This is a genomic window from Pseudomonas sp. GW460-12-10-14-TSB1 (genome assembly GCF_017349775.1).
Classification (GTDB): Bacteria; Pseudomonadota; Gammaproteobacteria; order Pseudomonadales; family Pseudomonadaceae; genus Aquipseudomonas; species Aquipseudomonas piscium.
On the sequence record NZ_JACNAC010000004.1, the window covers coordinates 13,250 to 33,425 of the forward strand.

At 60.5% G+C, this 20,176-nt stretch carries 19 protein-coding genes; 14 read left to right on the forward strand and 5 right to left on the reverse strand.

The genetic code is table 11. From position 1 onward, the window contains the following. The first annotated feature begins 56 nt into the window (after positions 1-56). Complete coding sequence (locus tag J4D52_RS03780) at positions 57-1,115, forward strand: MBL fold metallo-hydrolase (protein WP_025805764.1); 1,059 nt, start codon at positions 57-59, stop codon at positions 1,113-1,115. 109 nt (positions 1,116-1,224) lie between these two features. Beyond that, positions 1,225-1,782 (forward strand): AAA family ATPase, encoded by a 558-nt coding sequence (locus tag J4D52_RS03785; protein WP_063432696.1) that lies wholly within the window; start codon positions 1,225-1,227, stop codon positions 1,780-1,782. On the opposite strand, the gene J4D52_RS03790 is transcribed toward J4D52_RS03785, so the two are convergent. Together J4D52_RS03790 and J4D52_RS03795 are read right to left on the reverse strand one after the other, a co-directional pair. Next, positions 1,764-2,081, reverse strand: coding sequence for a helix-turn-helix transcriptional regulator (locus J4D52_RS03790; protein ID WP_025805762.1), 318 nt, complete (start codon positions 2,079-2,081; stop codon positions 1,764-1,766). The genes J4D52_RS03785 and J4D52_RS03790 overlap by 19 nt on opposite strands. A 128-nt stretch (positions 2,082-2,209) precedes the next feature. Then, complete coding sequence (locus J4D52_RS03795; RefSeq protein ID WP_063432695.1) at positions 2,210-2,980, reverse strand: helix-turn-helix domain-containing protein; 771 nt, start codon at positions 2,978-2,980, stop codon at positions 2,210-2,212. A 112-nt stretch (positions 2,981-3,092) separates the two neighbouring features. Between J4D52_RS03795 and J4D52_RS03800 the strand changes: the two genes are divergently transcribed. After that, entirely contained in the window at positions 3,093-3,905 is an 813-nt protein-coding gene (locus tag J4D52_RS03800) for a sulfite exporter TauE/SafE family protein (protein ID WP_063432694.1), read from the forward strand. A 3-nt stretch (positions 3,906-3,908) separates the two neighbouring features. On the opposite strand, the gene J4D52_RS03805 is transcribed toward J4D52_RS03800, so the two are convergent. Further along, positions 3,909-4,892 carry a hypothetical protein gene (locus tag J4D52_RS03805; protein ID WP_063432693.1) on the reverse strand — a complete coding sequence of 328 codons (984 nt, stop codon included), beginning with the start codon at positions 4,890-4,892 and terminating at the stop codon, positions 3,909-3,911. A gap of 142 nt (positions 4,893-5,034) precedes the next feature. On the opposite strand from J4D52_RS03805, the gene J4D52_RS03810 reads away from it, so the two are divergent. Together J4D52_RS03810 and J4D52_RS03815 are read left to right on the forward strand one after the other, a co-directional pair. Then, positions 5,035-5,646 carry a phage holin family protein gene (locus J4D52_RS03810; protein WP_025805757.1) on the forward strand — a complete coding sequence of 204 codons (612 nt, stop codon included), beginning with the start codon at positions 5,035-5,037 and terminating at the stop codon, positions 5,644-5,646. Between the two features lie 385 nt (positions 5,647-6,031). Then, the gene (locus tag J4D52_RS03815) at positions 6,032-6,745 is read left to right on the forward strand and encodes a phosphatase PAP2 family protein (protein WP_063432692.1); all 714 of its coding nucleotides are present in this window, start codon (positions 6,032-6,034) and stop codon (positions 6,743-6,745) included. A gap of 141 nt (positions 6,746-6,886) precedes the next feature. On the opposite strand, the gene J4D52_RS03820 is transcribed toward J4D52_RS03815, so the two are convergent. After that, positions 6,887-8,134 carry a ribonucleotide-diphosphate reductase subunit beta gene (locus J4D52_RS03820; protein ID WP_025805755.1) on the reverse strand — a complete coding sequence of 416 codons (1,248 nt, stop codon included), beginning with the start codon at positions 8,132-8,134 and terminating at the stop codon, positions 6,887-6,889. Positions 8,135-9,007: 873 nt separating this feature from the next. After that, positions 9,008-9,271 (reverse strand): DUF2790 domain-containing protein, encoded by a 264-nt coding sequence (locus J4D52_RS03825; RefSeq protein ID WP_025805754.1) that lies wholly within the window; start codon positions 9,269-9,271, stop codon positions 9,008-9,010. 412 nt (positions 9,272-9,683) lie between these two features. On the opposite strand from J4D52_RS03825, the gene acs reads away from it, so the two are divergent. From acs to aruF, 9 genes are all read left to right on the forward strand, one after another. Next, positions 9,684-11,639 carry an acetate--CoA ligase gene (gene acs / locus J4D52_RS03830; protein WP_025805753.1) on the forward strand — a complete coding sequence of 652 codons (1,956 nt, stop codon included), beginning with the start codon at positions 9,684-9,686 and terminating at the stop codon, positions 11,637-11,639. 580 nt (positions 11,640-12,219) lie between these two features. Beyond that, positions 12,220-12,996, forward strand: a complete 777-nt coding sequence (locus J4D52_RS03835; RefSeq protein WP_063432691.1) for an ABC transporter substrate-binding protein — start codon at positions 12,220-12,222, stop codon at positions 12,994-12,996. 91 nt (positions 12,997-13,087) lie between these two features. Next, positions 13,088-13,777 (forward strand): ABC transporter permease, encoded by a 690-nt coding sequence (locus J4D52_RS03840; RefSeq protein ID WP_007921541.1) that lies wholly within the window; start codon positions 13,088-13,090, stop codon positions 13,775-13,777. After that, complete coding sequence (locus J4D52_RS03845; protein WP_025805751.1) at positions 13,774-14,472, forward strand: ABC transporter permease; 699 nt, start codon at positions 13,774-13,776, stop codon at positions 14,470-14,472. Before J4D52_RS03840 ends, J4D52_RS03845 begins: the two co-directional genes overlap by 4 nt. A 1-nt stretch (position 14,473) precedes the next feature. Continuing rightward, positions 14,474-15,586, forward strand: coding sequence for a succinylglutamate desuccinylase/aspartoacylase family protein (locus tag J4D52_RS03850; protein WP_063432690.1), 1,113 nt, complete (start codon positions 14,474-14,476; stop codon positions 15,584-15,586). A 23-nt stretch (positions 15,587-15,609) separates the two neighbouring features. After that, entirely contained in the window at positions 15,610-16,374 is a 765-nt protein-coding gene (locus J4D52_RS03855) for an ABC transporter ATP-binding protein (protein ID WP_007921545.1), read from the forward strand. A gap of 114 nt (positions 16,375-16,488) precedes the next feature. After that, the gene (gene argR / locus J4D52_RS03860) at positions 16,489-17,469 is read left to right on the forward strand and encodes a transcriptional regulator ArgR (RefSeq protein WP_063432689.1); all 981 of its coding nucleotides are present in this window, start codon (positions 16,489-16,491) and stop codon (positions 17,467-17,469) included. Positions 17,470-17,795: 326 nt separating this feature from the next. Further along, a complete protein-coding gene (locus J4D52_RS03865; protein ID WP_009050325.1) occupies positions 17,796-19,016 on the forward strand; it encodes an aspartate aminotransferase family protein in 1,221 nt (406 codons plus the stop codon). 133 nt (positions 19,017-19,149) lie between these two features. After that, entirely contained in the window at positions 19,150-20,169 is a 1,020-nt protein-coding gene (gene aruF / locus J4D52_RS03870) for an arginine/ornithine succinyltransferase subunit alpha (protein ID WP_025805747.1), read from the forward strand. Positions 20,170-20,176: the final 7 nt, after the last annotated feature.

Sequence of the window (20,176 nt, forward strand, 5' to 3'; positions counted from 1 at the left end):
TGTCGTTCCGCAGAGAATCACCGGAGCCTTGTCGGGCTCCTTGGAGTCACTGATTCATGGCCACTCTCTCTTCCCGTGCAGACAGCGCCTCACGTCCCGAAACGTCCCAGCAGGAACAAGGTGCGTTCCGTAATCACGCGCCGGTCCGGCGTGCCGGGCTGGGCAAGACGCTGGGTATTTTCTGGCGCATGTTGTTCCACAAACCGCGTAACACCCGCCCGGTCGGGGCCATCCCGGTGCAGCCACTGACCCACGAACAGCTGTTGGCGGCGCCGAACCAGAGCGTCTACCGCCTGGGGCATTCGACGGTGTTATTGAAGCTGCACGACAAGTTCTGGATCACCGATCCGGTGTTCGCCGAACGCGCATCGCCAGTGCAATGGGCCGGCCCCAAACGTTTCCACCAGCCGCCTATCAGCCTGGCCGAATTGCCACCGATCGAAGCGGTGATCCTGTCCCATGACCACTACGATCACCTGGACTACCAGACCGTGCTCAAGCTGGCGGACAAGACCCGCTATTTCCTCACGCCCCTGGGCGTGGGCGATACCCTGGTGAAGTGGGGTGTGCCGGCCGACAAGGTACGCCAGCTGGATTGGTGGGAAGGCACTGAAGTCGATGGCATTCGTTTTATCGCCACGCCTTCGCAGCATTTCTCCGGTCGTGGCCTGTTCGATGGCAACAGCACGCTGTGGGCGTCCTGGGTGATGATCGATGGCGACAGCCGGATCTTCTTCAGCGGTGACACCGGTTACTTCGACGGCTTCAAGCGGATCGGCGAACGTTACGGTCCTTTCGACCTGACCCTGATGGAAACCGGCGCCTACAACGTCGAGTGGCCGGGCGTGCACATGCAGCCTGAACAGACCTTGCAGGCGCACATCGACCTCAAGGGGCGCTGGTTGTTGCCCATCCACAACGGCACATTCGATCTGTCGATGCATGCCTGGTACGAGCCGTTCGACCGCATCCTCTCGCTGGCCTGGGAACGCAGCATCGCCATTGCCACGCCGCAGATGGGCGAGCCCTTCAACCTGGCGCACCCGCAACGGGGGCACGCCTGGTGGATGGAGGTCGACCCTGTGGCCGAGCAGGCAACGGCGAGCGATCTGTAGACCCTTCGTCGGCCATAGCTTCGAGCCCGGCCATCGCCAGGTTGCCGTGTTGGCGTCTGGGGGAGTATCTAGAAAACTCTCCTCAATGCTCCAACGGACGGACCTTGTGATGGCTTATCGGCTTCATCTGTTTGGTGCATCCGGTTCCGGTACCACGACCTTGGGCCAGGCGCTGGCCCAGCGTTTGGCTATCGCACACTTTGACGCCGACAACTTCTTCTGGCGCCCCAGTGAGCAGCCCTTCAGTCTGCGACGTCCACGGGACGAGCGCATCCAGTTGTTGCAGCAACAGGTGGCGGGGTTGGACAGCTGGGTGTTGTCCGGTTCGCTGTGCGGTTGGGGCGACCCGATGATTCCGGCCTTCACCCATGCCATTTTCCTCCGCCTGGACCCCGAGATCCGCCTGCAGCGTTTGCGGGTTCGCGAGTTTCAGCGTTACGGCGAGCAGATCCATGAGGGCGGCGAACGCCACCTCGCTACTCAAACCTTTCTTGCCTGGGCGGCCGGCTACGATACGGGTGGCCAAGGCACGCGCAGCCTGCGCCGGCATGAGAGCTGGATCACCGGGCTGAGCTGCCCGGTAATCCGCCTCGATGCCACTCACCGCTCGGTGCAAGCGCTGCAGGAAGAAGTGCTGAGTGCCCTGGATCACTCGATCATGGCGTAGTCGGGTCGTTCCATCGGGTTGGGCGTGGCGCCCTTGATATTCATGCCGCGCCCCGGGGCGAAGCCAGGGAAGAACACCAGGCCTTCTGCTTCCAGGCGAAACGCCAGAGCCAGCCGGGTCACGTCGAGCAATTCGCCGCCAGCCTCGAAGCGGTGAATGGCGGCTACCGAGACGCCGGACTGCTGTGACAGATGTTCCTGGCTCCAACCCAGCATGGCGCGGGCTTGAATGCAGTGTTCTGAGGTGAACTGGAAGAGAGCGATACGTTCCAGGGTGACTTTCATCGCGAGTGAGGCCATGGGGTTTCTCCGGAAGCGGGTGAAGATGAGTCGATAAAGTACTGTTTATTTGTACAGTTGTTTTGCGCCCGGATCAAACTCATTTTGCCGATTGCCTCAACGTCTTAGTGACAAGGCTTGTCCCGGCGCTATGCCCCGGTTTCCAGATAAGCGCTGGGCGGTTGCCCCGCTACCCGGCGGAACATGGTGGAAAAGGCGGCGGGGCTGTCATAGCCGAAATCGAGGGCGATTCGCGTCACTGCCTCACCCGCGGCCAGCCGGGTCAAGGCCCTGACCACGCAGGCGCGCTGGCGCCACTGGACGAAACTCATGCCGGTCTGCTCGCGGAACAGGCGGTTGAAGGTGCGCAGGCTGATATGCAGTTGTTGCGCCCATTGCTCGGGGGACTGGTGGGCATTGGGTTGTTGCAGAAAGGCCTGGCACAGCGTGAGCAGGCGCGGCGTTTCGGGCAGGGGAATGTGCAGGGGCAGGCGGGTGGTGCGGTTCAGTTCATGCAGCAACAGGTTGATCAGCGCACCGTCGCGCCCGTCCTTGTCGTACGCCAGCGGCAGATCCACCGCCTCCATCAGCAACTGGCGCATCAGCGGCGACACGCTGATCACCTGGCACTGATCGCCCAGGGCCGGCATCGCCGCCGGCTCGATGTACAGGCTGCGGGTGCTGACCCCGAGCATCAACACCTCATGGGCCACCTGGGGCGGAATCCATACCGCACGCTGTGACGGCACCACCCAGCGGCCATTCGTCGTACTGACCTGCATCACCCCGGTGGCGCCATACAACAGCTGCGCACGACGATGGCTGTGGTTCGGCAGCAGGTGGCCCTGGGGGTAATCGGTGCCGATCGCCACCACGGCGCGTGGGGTGTGATCCAGCAGGTCTATCGAAGTGTTACGCATGGCGTCAGCGTCCACGGGTTGGCGTAAATGCAAATAATATTGGCTGACTTGCTAAAGCCGGCCAAGCCCTGGCGCTCTATTGTCGAGGTCTTCTGCTAACGGAGAACCTTCGATGTTTTATCTATGGCTGGCGCTGTTTGGCTGCATGACCGGGATCAGTGCGGTGCTGTTCGGTTTCGGCGGCGGCTTTGTGGTGGTGCCGCTGCTGTATCGCATGCTGCTGAGCAGCCACGGTGCTGACGATGCCGTCGCCCGGTCGGCCATGCATATAGCGGTCGCCACCTCGACCTGCGTGATGATCGTCAACGCGCTGATGGCCACCGGCAAACACCGCCGCGCCGGCAACCTGATTCGGCATTACCTGTGGCCACTGGGCGGCTATATCGGGCTGGGAGCGATAGCGGGAGCGGGCTTGGCAATGGCGGTGAATGGTGAGGTGATGCGTTACGCCTTTATCGCCTATCTGGCGCTGACCATTGCCGATTGCCTGATGCGTCGTGGCTTTCTTGAACAGGCCGATACCCGCACGCCGCGCCGCCTGGGGCGACTGGAAACCACCGGCGGCCTGGGCATCGGCGTCATTGCTACCTTTCTGGGAGTTGGCGGCAGTGTGATGACCGTGCCCCTGCTGCGCCGTTGCGGCCTGAGCATGACCCAGGCCACCTCCATGGCCAACCCGCTGAGCGTGCCGGTGGCCCTGGCCGGGACCATGACCTATATGGCCCTGGCCGGTTTCAGCCGCTTCGATCTGGGGCCCTGGTTTATCGGCTATGTCGACCTGCTGGCCTTTGTCGTGCTGACCCTGGGTTCATTGCTGGGTATTCGCCTGGCCTCGCCGTGGATCGGGCGCATTCCCGACCGGCTGCATGCGTGGGTGTATATCGGCCTGTTGGTGCTGGTGATGCTCGGCATGCTGGCCCGCTAAGGATTAGCCTGTCGCCAACCCCGGCGCTTCACGAATGATGAAGTGGTCGAGGTTCTCGATGTTGGCGCTGAATACCCCGAACGTCTGTTCGGGGTGTTTCTTGCTCGGCACCTGTTTCAGCTCCGGGGTCACCCCATAGAAGAAGCAATACAGCTCTTGCTCGCTGTCGATGGCATGCTTGATTTCTTCGAGGAAGGCTTTGCGCTTGCGGTAGTTCTCGATCAGCTTTTTGCTCAGGTAGACGTTGACCGAATAGGGCTTCTTTTTCGCCTCGTCCGCTTGCTTGAACCAGACCTTCTGTTCGAAGTCGATGCGAAAGCTCTGGGTGTAGTCCTTGATCTCCTTGATCTTGCCCCAGTAGATCAAGCCCTTGTTGTCCAGCAAGTATTCGATCTTCTTGAAAAACGAGGCATAGGACGCCGTGTGCTCGCCAATCTTCAACGGCATGCGCTTGAGCAGCTCCTTGTCGTCGATATTCGACACAAAACACTCCACCGGATGGGCGAAGACACTGGTCTTGTCCGGCGTGCTGGCCTGGGCCGGGTGAGGCGTGCGTGGGCTGGAGGTGGACGCTGGCGCTGCAGTTCCTGGCGTTTCGACATCCGCAGTGGGTGTGGCAGGTTTGCGCACATATTCGCGGCGGGCCAGCAGCAATTCCGATGGGAAATGTTCCTCCCGATCATTCTCGTCCGGCGCCCCCTCCGTCCCGGCTGCCAGCGTCCTGCTGCTGCCATAAGGGCAGCCCTCGATATGCCGGGTGGCGGGCAGGTTCTTGAAGTGTGGGGTGCGGATGTAATTGACGTTCTTGGCATTGAACGTGCCCAACTGGTTGTCCGCGGCAAAGGCGGCGCGACAGGCATCGTTGGGGCACTGGAACTGTTCCTTGGCCGAGTCGAAGGCCATGGTCTCGTCGAAATTCAGGTCGCGCACGTCATAGATCGACAGCTTGTCGTCGAGGCTGATGCAGTAGGCGGTGTCGAATTTCATGGGGCTCGGGTCCTTGAGTGAAGAAGGCTATTAATAGCGGGTGGCGGAGGGGAGTGCACTGATCTTTTCAAGCATGGGTGCTTATCTCGGCATAACCTTGTAGGTAGCGCGATCCACCCATCACCGCAAAGGACTCAGGTTCATGTCTGACGGCAACCGCATCAATATCGGCTCCATTGGTGATGCCAACCACATCAACATTGCCCAGAATCAGGCGCCTGAGCGCACCAGTATTCAGTTCGTCATCGACCCCAGGAGTGTCGAGCGGCTGAGCCGGGGCAGCGTTATCAAAGGCGCGGTGGGGTTTTTTCTATCGCTGCCGGCGCTGGCGCTCTCGGTCATGTCGATCCTGGCCGACGCCCTGGGCATCCTTTCCTACTTCAATGTGGAGTCGCGGATCCTGGCCTACCTCATCATGGCCGTCGCCATGGCTGGGGTGATGCTGTGCAACGGCAAACGCAAAATGGCCACCGCCAGCATTGCTCCCGACCAGGCACGATTCATCGATGGGCGTTGGGTCGAGCGGGATGAAAGTGGCGATTACCTGTTGTATCGCAATACCGCGCCCTGCAACTACGAAAACTGCCACGGCACCGTGCGTATCCAGACACCACCGCCTCGCGAACAGCATAACCACGACTTGATCGGCGTCTGCGATATCGGCGGCAAGCAACACACCTATCGCGTCGACTTCAATGGCGTCGGCGAACGGCAGCATTTCGATTGGCGCCCGCTTGAGCAGAACAAGCCATGATCCTGTTCCAACCGCTCCCTTTGTAGGGCGGGCGTGCTCGCAAAAAAATCCCCCGTCAGCACCAATCAAACAGGCAGCCTCCCTGCATCTTTCCGTGTCATCGCGGCAGCATTCCAATGTTTTTGGCGGGTTGGGTCTACGAAACTCCCTACAGCACTAATTAACAAAACTCTCACCATCTAGAGACGAGTCCTACATGCTAAAGCTTGTAAAAACAAAAGCTTAGATGTTCGAGCCAGTCCTGGCAGCGACTGTCATCCCCCTGGCAGGGGGGGACAAGTAAGCCCCAAGGAAATGGCCGATAAGAGGTCGCCGGCCTCATGAGTGAAGGTCCGGTGGGAACAAGCCAAACGGCTTTTCTCCTCACTATGACGAGGACCTTGATATGCCTGTTCTGACGCGTTCATTGTGGTTTTTTCTGGCCCTGTCCGGCGCTGGTATCGTTCTGGCGGAGCAGGCGGCCTTGCCTTATCTGCCGGCGAATCAGTTTCGGTTGGCTGACTACTTGCCACCGCCCCCTGCCATCGACTCGTCACTGCAGCAAAGCGACCTGAAAGCCGTGCTGGCGGCCCAGGCGGTGCGCAGCAGTGCTCAGGTGAGTCAGGTCCAGCAGGATGATGAATGGGAGGACAGCGTGTTCCACTTCGCCAGGGAATCCCTCGGCGCCGGTTTCAGCGTCGAGCGCCTGCCCCTGACCCGCGCCTTCTTCCGGCGGGCCCAGGAGGACCTGGTGCAGTTCCTGATGCCGGCCAAGCACAGCTATGGCCGGCCGCGTCCTTACGAAGCCTCGGCACTGGTGAAGCCGGTACTGCCGCCACCCGAGGGCGATTCCTACCCCAGCGGTCACTCGATGAATGGCTATCTCAATGCCACCTTGCTGAGCATGGCGCTGCCGGAGAAACGCAGCGAGCTGTTCAGCCGCGCACAGATCAATGCCGACAGCCGGGTCATCGCCGGTGTGCATTTCCCCAGCGACCTGGAGGGAGGAAAGATAAGCGCCGCGGTGTTGGCAGCCCGGCTGCTGGACGATCCCAGCGCGGCTGTGGATTTCGAGGCGGTGAAAAAGGAGATTCGTGGAGTCCTGGCCTCCACCGATTGAGCAGGTATCGACCCTAGCCGGGTGATTGGCCTGGAGGCGGGGGGAGGCCCCCCAATAAAAAAGCCCTGAGCAAGTCAGGGCTTTTTTGATCTTTCGTTGTGCCGATTCGGATCGAGATCGGCACAGGGCAGGAGCTCGGAATCAATCCCAGCTCAGCGCGCCACCAGTCTGGTACTCGATTACGCGAGTCTCGAAGAAGTTCTTCTCTTTCTTCAAGTCCATGATTTCGCTCATCCATGGGAAGGGGTTGGTGGTGCCTGGGTATTCTTCTTTCAGGCCGATCTGCGACAGGCGACGGTTGGCGATGAACTTGAGGTAGTCCTCCATCATCGCCGCGTTCATGCCCAGTACGCCGCGCGGCATGGTGTCGCGAGCGTATTCGATTTCCAGTTGGGTGCCCTGGAGGATCATCTGGGTAGCTTCTTCCTTCATCTCGGCATCCCACAGGTGTGGGTTTTCGATCTTGATCTGGTTGATCACGTCGATACCGAAGTTCAGGTGCATGGATTCGTCGCGCAGGATGTACTGGAACTGCTCGGCGACGCCGGTCATTTTGTTGCGGCGGCCCATGGACAGGATCTGGGTGAAGCCGCAGTAGAAGAAGATGCCTTCCAGAACGCAGTAGTAGGCGATCAGGTTGCGCAGCAGCTCTTTGTCGGTGTCGACGGTGCCGGTTTCGAACTTCGGATCGGAGATCGAACGGGTGTACTTCAGGCCCCAGGCCGCTTTCTTCGCGACCGATGGAATCTCGTGGTACATGTTGAAGATCTCGCCTTCATCCATGGCCAGGGATTCGATGCAGTACTGGTAGGCGTGGGTGTGGATCGCCTCTTCGAACGCCTGGCGCAGGATGTACTGGCGGCATTCCGGGTTGGTGATCAGGCGGTACACGGCCAGCACCAGGTTGTTGGCAACCAGGGAGTCGGCGGTGGAGAAGAAGCCCAGGTTGCGCATCACGATGCGACGCTCGTCGTCGGTCAGGCCTTCCGGGTTTTTCCAGAGGGCGATGTCGGCGGTCATGTTGACTTCTTGCGGCATCCAGTGGTTTGCGCAACCGTCCAGGTACTTCTGCCAGGCCCAGTCGTACTTGAATGGCACGAGCTGGTTGAGGTCGGCGCGGCAGTTGATCATGCGCTTTTCATCGACGGCGACACGGGCGGAAGCACCTTCCAACTCGGCCAGGCCTTCGGCGATGTCGAGCTGGTCCAGAGAGGCCTTGGCACGGGCAACGGCAGCGGAATCGTTGGCGGTTACGGCGCGGGCTTCCAGAGCGGCGGCACCGCCGGCGCTGTCGAGGCGGTCCATGGTTGCTTCGGCAGCGTGGCCAGCGTTGGCGCCTTTAACGGCGACTTCGCCTTCTTCTTTGTCGAATTCGTCCCAGCTCAGCATGACGTGTCGTCTCCTGCGTGAGGGCCAGATGCCCGTGTGAAAACTGATGGTTGGCTTTTCACACGGCCGAACTGGCCGCGTTGGATCTTAAGGAATCGTTTGTTGCAGCAGCTAACGCAGGCAATAAACAAAAATATGTACGGGAGTTCCGAGGCGGTTATGGGCACAGAGGACCGGGTCGATTTCTGCGCTGGCTTCGGATTGGCTGTTTATCCCTGTAAGGGAATATTGCAGGCCCGTTTTAAGGCCGCATTATAGGGACTTTTTTGGCGCTGTGGTGCGACGAAGTGGCTCACGAATCGGTCGACGAGGGGCGTTATCGCAGCGGAGCGAGGGTTTACAAGGCTTTGGCCGGTGAAGATTTTTTTTCACCCGGTTTGGCGTGTTTTTGCCGCCTCGAGCTGATCGGAGGCGTTGAAAATTTCGCGCGATGTTCTGCAAGCCCTGTAGGGCGTGGCTTACAGGGATGGATGGGGGCTTTGGTAGACAGGATTGTGTTCAATTTTCGCTGAAAATTGTCGGTTGAATTTTTTGCTCAAAAAACAAGCAAAAAAACTCTTTTGCCACTACATCTTGTGTTGGATGGTCAATTTTTGACCTTTGAAACACTACTGTCTCGGCTTGCAACCCGAGGTCGTTTTTGACGCTCGAGAAGGCATTTCTGGACCTTCATCAAGCCCCTTGGAGCGATACAAAAACGCTCCCCCGCAAGGCGGCTCGATGGTGAAAAAAGGGAGTGCGAAGGCCGTGGTCGCACTGCATGGGGCGATGGCTTGCAACAAGTCTGGGTTCAGTTGTGCGTCTGGCCATCTTTGCCGCAAGAAAGATCTCTTGCGGCCGGCACTTGTTGGAACTTGAAGAGTAACTTGAGTATCAGCCGTTAGAGCAACCGTTACCCATGACGCGGTATTGCAGGATATGCCGCAGGCCTTTCGAGTCTTCGTATTCCATTCGCGCTGGTACAACTTCGCATACATTCGGAACTTCGCTCATGGAGATAACTTTTGCGATGTCCAGGTCTGACGAATAAGAGTATTCCTCTACGGGCGGTTGTTGGCTGGCGACATCAGTCGGGATCTCGTCGGCCATTGCTGTAACGCAAAGACTGCTGAGGGCCAGAACTAATAAAGCTTTCATTTTGATTTCACCTTTCTAAGGTCGTGTGGGGTCACGCAGCCTTTGTGGGGCTGCGTGTGGAACTTGAGTAGAAGTTTGGATTAACTGCCTTCGTGGGGGCTGTAACTTGGTTAATCACATTGCCTTGTTGGCGAGGTTGATTTTAGGCGCCTGAGTAGGCGCTATACAGGCGTGCTTTTGATAAACACTATTGACGGTTTTTGTAACAATCCCGGTAAAAACGACCTCCAGTGGCCTGGCTGCGGTCTTCTACTTGCCGCAGAAACTGCCGCAAGTACCGTAATAGAGGGGGTAAAGCTCTTTTCAGGGGGAGTGGCCGGGGGTTGTTACTACCATCGTCGAATGGTTCTATAGGCCCGCCCCGGCTACAACGGGGTCATACAACAACAACTATGTCACCGAGGTAAGAAAGATGAGTGCGGCTTCTCTGTATCCCGTTCGTCCCGAGGTTGCGGCCAACACGCTGACCGACGAGGCGACCTACAAGGCCATGTACCAGCAGTCGGTCGTCAACCCGGACGGCTTCTGGCGCGAACAAGCCAAGCGCCTCGACTGGATCAAGCCTTTCACCACGGTGAAGCAGACCTCCTTCGACGATCACCATGTCGATATCAAGTGGTTTGCCGACGGCACCCTCAACGTCTCCTACAACTGCCTGGATCGCCACCTGGCCGAGCGCGGCGATCAGATCGCGATCATCTGGGAAGGCGACGATCCTTCCGAAAGCCGCAACATCACCTACCGCGAACTGCACGAGCAGGTCTGCAAGTTCGCCAACGCCCTGCGCGGCCAGGACGTACACCGCGGCGACGTGGTGACTATCTATATGCCGATGATTCCCGAAGCCGTGGTCGCCATGCTGGCCTGTACCCGGATCGGCGCGATTCACTCGGTGGTGTTCGGCGGCTTCTCGCCGGAAGCACTGGCGGGCCGGATCATCGACTGCAAATCCAAGGTGGTGATCACCGCTGACGAAGGCATCCGCGCGGGCAAGAAGATTCCGCTCAAGGCCAATGTCGACGACGCGCTGACCAACCCGGAAACCAGCAGCATCCAGAAGGTCATCGTGTGCAAGCGCACATCGGGCGACATCAAGTGGAACCAGCATCGCGACATCTGGTACGAAGACTTGATGAAAGTGGCCGGTACCGTCTGCGCGCCAAAAGAGATGGGCGCCGAGGAAGCGTTGTTCATCCTTTATACCTCCGGCTCCACCGGTAAGCCCAAAGGCGTGCAGCACACCACTGGCGGCTACCTGCTGTATGCGGCCCTGACCCACGAGCGCGTGTTCGATTACCGTCCGGGGGAAATCTACTGGTGCACCGCCGACGTCGGCTGGGTCACTGGCCACACCTATATTGTCTATGGCCCGCTGGCCAATGGCGCGACCACCCTGCTGTTCGAGGGTGTGCCGAACTATCCGGACGTGACTCGCGTGGCGAAGATCGTCGACAAGCACAAGGTCAATATCCTCTACACCGCGCCGACCGCGATCCGCGCCATGATGGCCTCGGGTAACGCCGCCTGCGCAGGCGCCGACGGCAGCAGCCTGCGCCTGCTGGGTTCGGTGGGTGAGCCGATCAACCCGGAAGCCTGGGATTGGTACTACAAGAACGTCGGTCAATCCCGCTGCCCGATCGTCGATACCTGGTGGCAGACCGAGACCGGCGCGACCCTGATGAGCCCGCTGCCGGGCGCCCATGCCCTCAAGCCGGGTTCGGCGGCACGTCCGTTCTTTGGTGTGGTGCCGGCGCTGGTGGACAACCTGGGCAACATCATCGAGGGCGCCGCCGAAGGCAACCTGGTGATCCTCGATTCGTGGCCGGGCCAGGCGCGCACCCTGTATGGCGACCACGATCGTTTCGTCGATACCTACTTCAAGACCTTCCGTGGCATGTACTTCACCGGTGACGGTGCCCGTCGCGATGAAGACGGCTACTGGTGGATCACCGGGCGGGTGGACGACGTGCTCAACGTTTCCGGCCACCGCATGGGCACCGCCGAGATCGAAAGCGCAATGGTCGCTCACCCGAAAGTCGCCGAAGCGGCGGTGGTCGGTGTGCCCCATGACATCAAGGGGCAGGGCATCTATGTCTATGTCACCCTCAACGGTGGCGAAGAGCCGAGCGAGGCGCTGCGCCTGGAACTGAAGAACTGGGTGCGAAAGGAGATCGGTCCGATCGCCTCGCCGGATGTCATCCAGTGGGCGCCAGGGCTGCCGAAGACCCGTTCCGGGAAGATCATGCGCCGTATCCTGCGCAAGATCGCGACGGCGGAATACGACAGCCTGGGGGATATCTCCACCCTGGCCGACCCGGGCGTGGTGCAGCACCTGGTCGATACCCACAAGACCATGAACGTCGCCTAAGGCGGACCTGTGTCAGCGAAAGCCCCGCCCGGCCTTGTGCCGGGCGGGGCTTTTTTATGGGTGTTATTCAGTTCCCCTGTAGCCGCTTTTTGATCGAATAAATATCGGGATGTCCATCAGGCGTATCTGAATGTTACCGGCCGCAAGGAATGTGTAACCTGCTGCCCGGATTCGGGGCAATGAGAAACGCCCGGCCCTGTTTCAGGGCCTTTTCGGGGCCTGTAAAAAATAAGTCATAACGCTGCGCTTGCCGGAATAGAAGGCTTTGCGAATAATAGGCCCGCAATTTGCAACGTAGATTGGTTTACCGTCTTTTGCTCTTGCATAAACTTGAAGAGCTGTCAATGTGCTCGACCTGGTTTCTCAGTGCTTCTGTAATTTGTTGTCGCATTGAGGAAATATCGGCTTCGGGCCTGTCGTTAGAATGCCGATCACTCGCTCGTCGTTGCCTGCCGAGGAACCCGCATGGGGTTCATGGCCAGGTCCTCAAGGACGCAGCACCGCTATCAGGTTCCACCCATTCGCATATTGGGCTGTCGCTCACTCTGCCGTTTTCGCCCTTTACCGATGGAGTCCTAAGATGAAGAAACTCGTGCTTCTTGGCGCCCTGGCACTGTCCTCCGTGCTTTCCCTGCCGACGTTCGCCGATGAAAAGCCTCTGAAAATTGGTATCGAAGCGGCTTACCCTCCATTCGCCTCCAAGGCTCCGGACGGCAGCATCGTTGGTTTCGACTACGACATCGGCAACGCCCTGTGCGAAGAGATGAAGGTCAAGTGCGTGTGGGTCGAGCAGGAGTTCGACGGCCTGATCCCTGCGCTCAAGGTGCGCAAGATCGATGCGATCCTGTCGTCCATGTCGATCACCGACGACCGCAAGAAGTCCGTGGACTTCACCGGCAAGTACTACAACACCCCTGCGCGCCTGGTCATGAAGGCCGGTACCCAGGTCAGCGACGGCCTGGCCGAGCTCAAGGGCAAGAACATCGGCGTGCAGCGCGGTTCGATCCACGAGCGTTTCGCCCGTGAAGTACTGGCTCCGCTGGGTGCCGAGATCAAGCCATACGGCTCGCAGAACGAGATCTACCTGGACGTGGCTGCCGGTCGCCTCGACGGCACCGTGGCAGACGCTACCCTGTTGAATGACGGCTTCCTGAAAACCGACGCCGGCAAAGGTTTCGCCTTCGTCGGCCCGGCGTTCACCGACACCAAATACTTCGGCGACGGCGTGGGTATCGCCGTACGCAAGGGCGATGCGCTGAAAGACAAGATCACCGGTGCTATCGCTGCCATTCGCGAGAACGGCAAGTACAAGCAAATCCAGGACAAGTACTTCGACTTCGACATTTACGGCAAGTAAAACGTCGAGTCAGCAAGTCCGAGATGGCGCAAGCAGCAGAGTCTCTGAAGTTTGCGCCATTTTTTCATCCCAATTTTCGAGGACCTGAATCATGTTGAAAGGCTACGGGGCTGTCATCCTCGATGGCGCTTGGCTGACGCTTCAGCTTGCCTTGTCGTCCATGGCCCTGGCCATCGTTCTGGGTCTGATCGGGGTCGCACTGCGCCTCTCGCCGGTGCGCTGGCTGGCGTGGCTGGGCGACCTGTATTCCACGGTGATCCGCGGGATTCCCGACCTGGTGCTGATCCTGCTGATCTTCTACGGCGGCCAGGACCTGCTCAACCGTGTCGCGCCCATGCTGGGTTACGACGACTACATCGATCTGAACCCGCTGGCCGCCGGTATCGGCACCCTGGGCTTCATCTTCGGTGCCTATCTGTCGGAAACCTTCCGCGGTGCCTTCATGGCGATTCCCAAGGGGCAGGCGGAAGCGGGCATGGCCTACGGCATGAACAGCTTCCAGGTGTTCTTCCGGGTGCTGGTGCCGCAGATGATCCGTCTGGCGATTCCAGGCTTCACCAACAACTGGCTGGTACTGACCAAGGCCACCGCGCTGATTTCGGTGGTGGGCCTGCAAGACATGATGTTCAAGGCCAAGCAGGCGGCTGACGCCACCCGCGAGCCTTTCACCTTCTTCCTCGCGGTGGCGGCGATGTACCTGGTGATCACCAGTGTCTCGTTGCTGGCATTGCGTCACCTTGAGAAGCGCTACTCGGTAGGCGTAAGGGCGGCTGATCTATGATCTTCGACTACAACGTCATCTATGAGGCCTTGCCGCTGTATTTCAGCGGCTTGTTGACCACCCTGAAACTCTTGGCCCTGTCGCTGTTCTTCGGTCTGCTGGTGGCGCTGCCCCTGGGCCTGATGCGGGTGTCCAAGCAGCCGATCGTCAACCTGAGCGCCTGGCTCTATACCTACGTGATCCGCGGCACGCCGATGCTGGTGCAGCTGTTCCTGATCTACTACGGCCTGGCGCAGTTCGATGTGGTGCGTCAGAGCTTCCTCTGGCCATGGCTGTCCAGCGCGACCTTCTGTGCCTGCCTGGCGTTCGCCATCAACACCAGCGCCTACACCGCGGAAATCATCGCTGGCAGCCTCAAGGCCACGCCGAACGGCGAGATCGAGGCGGCCAAGGCCATGGGCATGTCGCGCTACAAAATGTATGCCCGCATCCTGCTGCCGTCGGCCCTGCGCCGGGCGCTGCCGCAGTACAGCAACGAAGTGATCATGATGCTGCAGACCACCAGTCTGGCCTCCATCGTGACCCTGATCGACATCACCGGTGCGGCCCGTACGGTCAACGCGCAGTACTACCTGCCATTCGAGGCCTACATCACCGCTGGCGTGTTCTACCTGTGCCTGACCTTTATCCTGGTGCGCCTGTTCAAGCTGGCCGAAGGCCGCTGGCTGCGCTACCTGGCGCCGCGGAAGCACTGATATGGAACGCATTGACCACGCATTGCCGTGGAGCCACCTGGGCAGCGAACGGCAGATCTCGGTGTTCCGTTTCGGTCGCGGCGAGCGCAAGGCCTATATCCAGTCCAGCCTGCATGCGGACGAACTGCCTGGGATGCGCACCGCCTGGGAGCTGAAAAAGCGCCTGGCCGAACTGGAAGCCCAGGGCGCGCTGAATGGCGTGATCGAACTGGTGCCGGTGGCCAACCCGATGGGCCTGGGCCAGCTGTTGCAAGGCAATCACCAGGGGCGGTTCGAGGCTGGCAGCGGCAAGAACTTCAACCGTGATTTCGTCGAGCTGAGCGCGCCGGTCGCGGCCCGTCTGGAAGGGTGCCTGGGAGATGATCCGCACGCCAATATCCAGATGATTCGCCAGGCCATGAGCGATGTGCTGGCTGAACTGCCGGCGCCATCGAGCCAGCTGCAAGGCATGCAGCGCATCCTCCTGAGCCACGCCTGCACCGCGGACGTGGTGCTGGACCTGCACTGCGATGCGGAAGCGGCGCTGCATATGTACGCCTTGCCGCAGCATTGGCCGCAGTGGCGTTCCCTGGCGGCCCACCTGAATGTGCGTGTCGGCCTGCTGGCGGAAGACTCCGGCGGCAGCTCGTTCGACGAAGCCTGTTCGCTGCCCTGGTTGCGTCTGTCGCGCCAGTTCCCGCAGGCGCAGATCCCGCTGGCCTGCCTGGCGACCACCCTTGAGCTGGGCGGTCAGGCCGACACCGGTCGTCCGCAAGCGGAGGTGCACGCTGAAGGCATACTGGCGTTCCTCGCCGAGCAAGGACTGATTGCGGGCGAGTGGCCGGCGGCGCAGCATGAGGCGTGTGAAGCCATGCCTTTCGAAGGAACCGAATTGTTGTTTGCGCCGCATCCCGGCGTGGTGAGTTTTCTGCGTCCGGCCGGTAGCTGGGTGGAGAAGGGCGAGCCGATTTTTGAAGTGATTGATCCCTTATCCGATCGGGTCAGCACCCTGTGTGCTGGCACCAGCGGCGTGTTGTTCGCCGTTGAGCGGCTGCGTTACGCCCAACCCGGTTTCTGGCTGGCCAAGGTGGCGGGGCGCGAAGCGCTGCGGCACGGGCGCTTGCTCAACGACTGACTGCTTTTGTGAGAACCGACAGCATGTACAAACTTGAAGTCCAAGACCTGCATAAACGCTATGGCAGTCACGAAGTGCTCAAGGGCGTGTCCCTGAAAGCGGCGGCTGGCGATGTGATCAGCATCATCGGCTCCAGTGGCTCCGGCAAATCCACCTTCCTGCGCTGCATCAACCTGCTGGAGCAGCCGCACGCCGGCAAGATCCTGCTGAACAACGAAGAGTTGAAGCTGGTGGCGAACAAGGACGGCGCGCTGAAGGCGGCAGATCCAAAACAGCTGCAACGCATGCGTTCGCGCCTGTCGATGGTGTTCCAGCACTTCAACCTGTGGTCGCACATGACCGCCATCGAAAACATCATGGAAGCGCCGGTGCATGTACTCGGTGTGCCCAAGGCCGAAGCCCGTGAAAAGGCCGAGCACTACCTGGCCAAGGTCGGCGTGGCGCATCGCAAGGATGCCTACCCCGGCCATATGTCCGGTGGTGAGCAGCAGCGTGTGGCGATCGCCCGTGCGCTGGCGATGGAGCCTGAAGTCATGCTGTTCGACGAGCCGACTTCGGCGCTCGACCCCGAGCTGGTGGGCGACGTGCTGAAAGTGATGCAGGCCCTGGCCCAGGAAGGCCGGACCATGGTGGTGGTGACCCACGAAATGGGCTTTGCCCGCGAAGTCTCGAACCAGCTGATATTCCTACACAAGGGCCTGGTGGAGGAGAGCGGCAACCCGCGCGAAGTGCTGGTCAATCCGCAATCGGAACGTTTGCAACAATTCCTCTCGGGCAGCCTGAAGTAAATCACTCCCGTAATGCACCAAATTAGGTCATGCTGCGCACCGCGCGCCAGATGGTCTAATTTGGTTGCAGCCGCCTTTGGCCTCTAACACTGTTTTCGTTTCGGATTGCCCGCCATGACTGCCCATCGAATTGGTTTCCTGATTTGGCCCAGCACTAAAGCCTTGACGCTGGCGCTGGCCGAGGAGGCCTTGCGTGTCGCTCAGCGCGTGCATCCGGAAGTGGTCTACGAACTGGCCTTCCTGCAGGCCGAGGCTCCGGTCGACGGCGCCTGGCAACTGCCGGGCGAGCCTTGGTCGGGCAAACTCGAAGGCTGCCAGAAACTGTTCCTGCTGGCCGATGAGCCGCCTGCCACCCTGGCGCCGGCCCTGAGCAGCGCGCTCAAGCAAGTGGTGCGCGCCGGCTGTGTGATCGGCGGCTTGTCCGCCGGTGTGTATCCCCTGGCGCAGCTGGGTTTTCTCGACGGCTATCGGGCCGCGGTGCACTGGCGCTGGCAGGACGATTTTGCCGAGCGTTTCCCCAAGGTCATCGCCACCAGCCATCTGTTCGATTGGGATCGCGATCGCCTGACGGCGTGCGGTGGGATGTCGGTGCTGGATCTGTTGCTGGCGGTGCTGGCTCGTGACCACGGCGCGGAACTGGCCGGCGCGGTCTCGGAAGAACTGGTGGTGGAGCGTATCCGCGAAGGCGGCGAGCGCCAGCGCATTCCCTTGCAAAATCGCCTGGGTTCCAGTCACCCGAAGCTGACCCAGGCAGTGCTGCTGATGGAAGCCAATATCGAGGAGCCGCTGACCACCGACGAAATCGCCCAGCATGTGTGCGTCTCGCGTCGGCAACTGGAGCGGATCTTCAAGCAATACCTCAATCGCGTGCCGAGCCAGTACTACCTGGAGCTGCGCCTGAACAAGGCGCGGCAGATGCTGATGCAGACCAGCAAGTCGATCATCCAGATCGGCCTGTCCTGCGGTTTCTCCTCGGGGCCGCATTTCTCCAGCGCCTACCGCAACTTCTTCGGCGCCACGCCGCGGGAAGACCGCAACCAGCGTCGCAGCAGCAGCCCCTTCGAACTGTCTTCGGTGCCTTCCGAGCGCGGTTGATTCGCCTCTTTCGTTTGCCTGTCAAATTGCTATCGCGAGCAAGCTTCGCTCCTACGGAAGAATGCGTTCCGTGTAGGAGCGAAGCTTGCTCGCGATAGCGTCGTCACGCCGGGCGCAAATCGTTGGACAATCCTGCCGTTAAAGCCTCCAGCAGTTTAAACTGCGCCTTTGCGACGCTATTTGTCGCATTGCCGTAAACCCGCGTAAAACCGGGGTTGGCGCTATAAGAAGTTGTCGCTTGGCGACAAGGTCGGGCAGAAAACTGTCCTTACAATCCCCCCATCGCTCGCCAGTTTCAGGCAGGCGTTCCTCTTCAGGAGACTCCGATGTCCGTTGAGCAAGCTCCGGTGCAACGCGCCGATTTCGATCAGGTCATGGTTCCCAACTATGCACCTGCGGCTTTCATTCCTGTGCGTGGCGCGGGCTCCCGAGTCTGGGATCAGTCGGGCCGAGAGCTGATCGACTTTGCCGGCGGGATCGCGGTCAACGTACTGGGTCACGCCCATCCGGCGCTGGTCGCCGCGCTGACCGAACAGGCCAACAAGCTGTGGCACGTATCCAACGTCTTCACCAACGAGCCGGCTCTGCGCCTGGCCCACAAGCTGGTCGACGCCACCTTTGCCGAGCGCGCGTTTTTCTGTAACTCCGGCGCCGAAGCCAACGAGGCCGCCTTCAAGCTGGCCCGTCGTGTCGCCTTCGATCGTTTCGGCGCGGAAAAATACGAAATCATCGCGGCTCTCAACAGCTTCCACGGTCGCACCCTGTTCACCGTGAACGTGGGCGGCCAGTCGAAGTACTCCGACGGCTTCGGTCCTAAAATCACCGGTATCACCCACGTTCCTTACAACGATCTGGCGGCATTGAAAGCGGCGATTTCGGACAAGACCTGCGCGGTGGTATTGGAGCCGATCCAGGGCGAAGGCGGTGTGTTGCCAGCCGAGAAGGCTTACCTGCAAGGCGCCCGCGAACTGTGCGACGCGCACAACGCGCTGCTGGTGTTCGACGAAGTGCAGACCGGCATGGGCCGCAGCGGCGAGCTGTTCGCCTATATGCACTACGGCGTGACCCCGGACATCCTGACCAGCGCCAAGAGCCTGGGCGGCGGTTTCCCGATCGCCGCGATGCTGACCACCGAAGCGCTGGCCAAGCACCTGGTGGTCGGTACCCACGGCACCACCTACGGCGGCAACCCGCTGGCATGCGCGGTGGCCGGCGCGGTGATCGACGTGATCAACACACCCGAAGTGCTGAACGGTGTGAAGGCCAAGCACGATCGCTTCAAGACCCGCCTGCAGCAGATCGGCGAGAAGTACGGCCTGTTCACCGAAGTGCGTGGCCTGGGCCTGCTGCTCGGTTGCGTGCTCAGCGATGCCTGGAAAGGCAAGGCCAAGGACGTGTTCAACGCCGCTGAAAAAGAAAACCTGATGATCCTCCAGGCCGGTCCGGACGTGGTGCGTTTCGCCCCGAGCCTGGTGGTCGAGGAAGCGGACATCGAAGAGGGCCTGCAGCGCTTCGAGCGTGCGGTAGCCAAGCTGACCCAGGCCTGATTCGGGCCGCGGTACTCCTCGGCGCTTGTCTTCAGGGCAAGCGTCGAGCCCCATTTTCGGTGCCGGGCTGTCCCGGCATTTTTTTCCCTGAGTCGGCCTCCTGGCCGGCCTGTTTCGAGTAAGGAGTGACACCATGCTGGTGATGCGCCCCGCGCAAATGGCTGATCTGGGCGAGGTACAGCGTCTGGCTGCGGACAGCCCGATTGGTGTCACTTCCTTGCCGGATGACGTGGAACGCCTGAGCGACAAGATCGCGGCAAGCGAGGCTTCGTTCGCCGCCGAGGTGAGCTTCAATGGCGAGGAGAGCTACTTCTTCGTCCTCGAGGACACCGAAACCGGCAAGCTGGTCGGTTGCTCGGCCATCGTCGCCTCGGCCGGTTACTCCGAGCCGTTCTACAGCTTTCGTAACGAAACCTTCGTGCACGCCTCCCGCGAGCTGAAGATCCACAACAAGATCCACGTGCTTTCCCAGTGCCACGACCTGACCGGCAATAGCCTGCTGACCAGCTTCTATGTGGTCCCGGAGCTGGTGGGTTCGCCGTGGTCGGAACTCAATTCCCGCGGTCGCCTGCTGTTCGTCGCCAGCCACCCGGAGCGTTTCGCCGATTCGGTGGTGACCGAGATCGTCGGCTACAGCGACGAGAACGGCGATTCGCCGTTCTGGGACGCCATCGGCCGCAACTTCTTCGACCTCAACTACGCCGCCGCCGAGCGTCTGTGTGGGCTGAAAAGCCGCACCTTCCTCGCCGAGCTGATGCCGCACTACCCGATCTATGTGCCGCTGCTGCCGGATGCCGCGCAGGAAGCCATGGGCCAGGTGCACCCGCGGGCGCAGATCACCTTCGACATCCTGATGCGCGAAGGCTTCGAGACCGACCATTACATCGACATCTTCGACGGTGGCCCGACCCTGCACGCCCGGGTCTCGGGGATCCGTTCGATCGCCCAGAGCCGTGTGGTGCCGGTGAAGATCGGTGAGCTCGCCAAGGGCGGCGGACGCCAGTACCTGGTCGCCAACGCGCAGTTGCAGGATTACCGCGCGGTGATGCTGGAGCTGGATTACGCACCGGGCAAACCGGTGACCCTGGATCTGCAAGCGGCCGAAGCCCTGGGCGTCGGCGAAGGTGCCAGCGTGCGCCTGGTGGCGGTTTAACGCCTTA

What these genes read in the sequence shown, in the direction of transcription:
- J4D52_RS03865 (WP_009050325.1), top strand. Translation starts at nt 17,796, where the DNA reads ATGTCCGTTGAGCAAGCTCCGGTGCAACGCGCCGATTTCGATCAGGTC.
- J4D52_RS03855 (WP_007921545.1), top strand. Translation starts at nt 15,610, where the DNA reads ATGTACAAACTTGAAGTCCAAGACCTGCATAAACGCTATGGCAGTCAC.
- J4D52_RS03795 (WP_063432695.1), bottom strand. Translation starts at nt 2,980, where the DNA reads ATGCGTAACACTTCGATAGACCTGCTGGATCACACCCCACGCGCCGTG.
- aruF (WP_025805747.1), top strand. Translation starts at nt 19,150, where the DNA reads ATGCTGGTGATGCGCCCCGCGCAAATGGCTGATCTGGGCGAGGTACAG.
- J4D52_RS03780 (WP_025805764.1), top strand. Translation starts at nt 57, where the DNA reads ATGGCCACTCTCTCTTCCCGTGCAGACAGCGCCTCACGTCCCGAAACG.
- acs (WP_025805753.1), top strand. Translation starts at nt 9,684, where the DNA reads ATGAGTGCGGCTTCTCTGTATCCCGTTCGTCCCGAGGTTGCGGCCAAC.
- J4D52_RS03850 (WP_063432690.1), top strand. Translation starts at nt 14,474, where the DNA reads ATGGAACGCATTGACCACGCATTGCCGTGGAGCCACCTGGGCAGCGAA.
- J4D52_RS03845 (WP_025805751.1), top strand. Translation starts at nt 13,774, where the DNA reads ATGATCTTCGACTACAACGTCATCTATGAGGCCTTGCCGCTGTATTTC.
- J4D52_RS03790 (WP_025805762.1), bottom strand. Translation starts at nt 2,081, where the DNA reads ATGGCCTCACTCGCGATGAAAGTCACCCTGGAACGTATCGCTCTCTTC.
- J4D52_RS03810 (WP_025805757.1), top strand. Translation starts at nt 5,035, where the DNA reads ATGTCTGACGGCAACCGCATCAATATCGGCTCCATTGGTGATGCCAAC.
- argR (WP_063432689.1), top strand. Translation starts at nt 16,489, where the DNA reads ATGACTGCCCATCGAATTGGTTTCCTGATTTGGCCCAGCACTAAAGCC.
- J4D52_RS03800 (WP_063432694.1), top strand. Translation starts at nt 3,093, where the DNA reads ATGTTTTATCTATGGCTGGCGCTGTTTGGCTGCATGACCGGGATCAGT.
- J4D52_RS03785 (WP_063432696.1), top strand. Translation starts at nt 1,225, where the DNA reads ATGGCTTATCGGCTTCATCTGTTTGGTGCATCCGGTTCCGGTACCACG.
- J4D52_RS03840 (WP_007921541.1), top strand. Translation starts at nt 13,088, where the DNA reads ATGTTGAAAGGCTACGGGGCTGTCATCCTCGATGGCGCTTGGCTGACG.
- J4D52_RS03815 (WP_063432692.1), top strand. Translation starts at nt 6,032, where the DNA reads ATGCCTGTTCTGACGCGTTCATTGTGGTTTTTTCTGGCCCTGTCCGGC.
- J4D52_RS03805 (WP_063432693.1), bottom strand. Translation starts at nt 4,892, where the DNA reads ATGAAATTCGACACCGCCTACTGCATCAGCCTCGACGACAAGCTGTCG.
- J4D52_RS03820 (WP_025805755.1), bottom strand. Translation starts at nt 8,134, where the DNA reads ATGCTGAGCTGGGACGAATTCGACAAAGAAGAAGGCGAAGTCGCCGTT.
- J4D52_RS03825 (WP_025805754.1), bottom strand. Translation starts at nt 9,271, where the DNA reads ATGAAAGCTTTATTAGTTCTGGCCCTCAGCAGTCTTTGCGTTACAGCA.
- J4D52_RS03835 (WP_063432691.1), top strand. Translation starts at nt 12,220, where the DNA reads ATGAAGAAACTCGTGCTTCTTGGCGCCCTGGCACTGTCCTCCGTGCTT.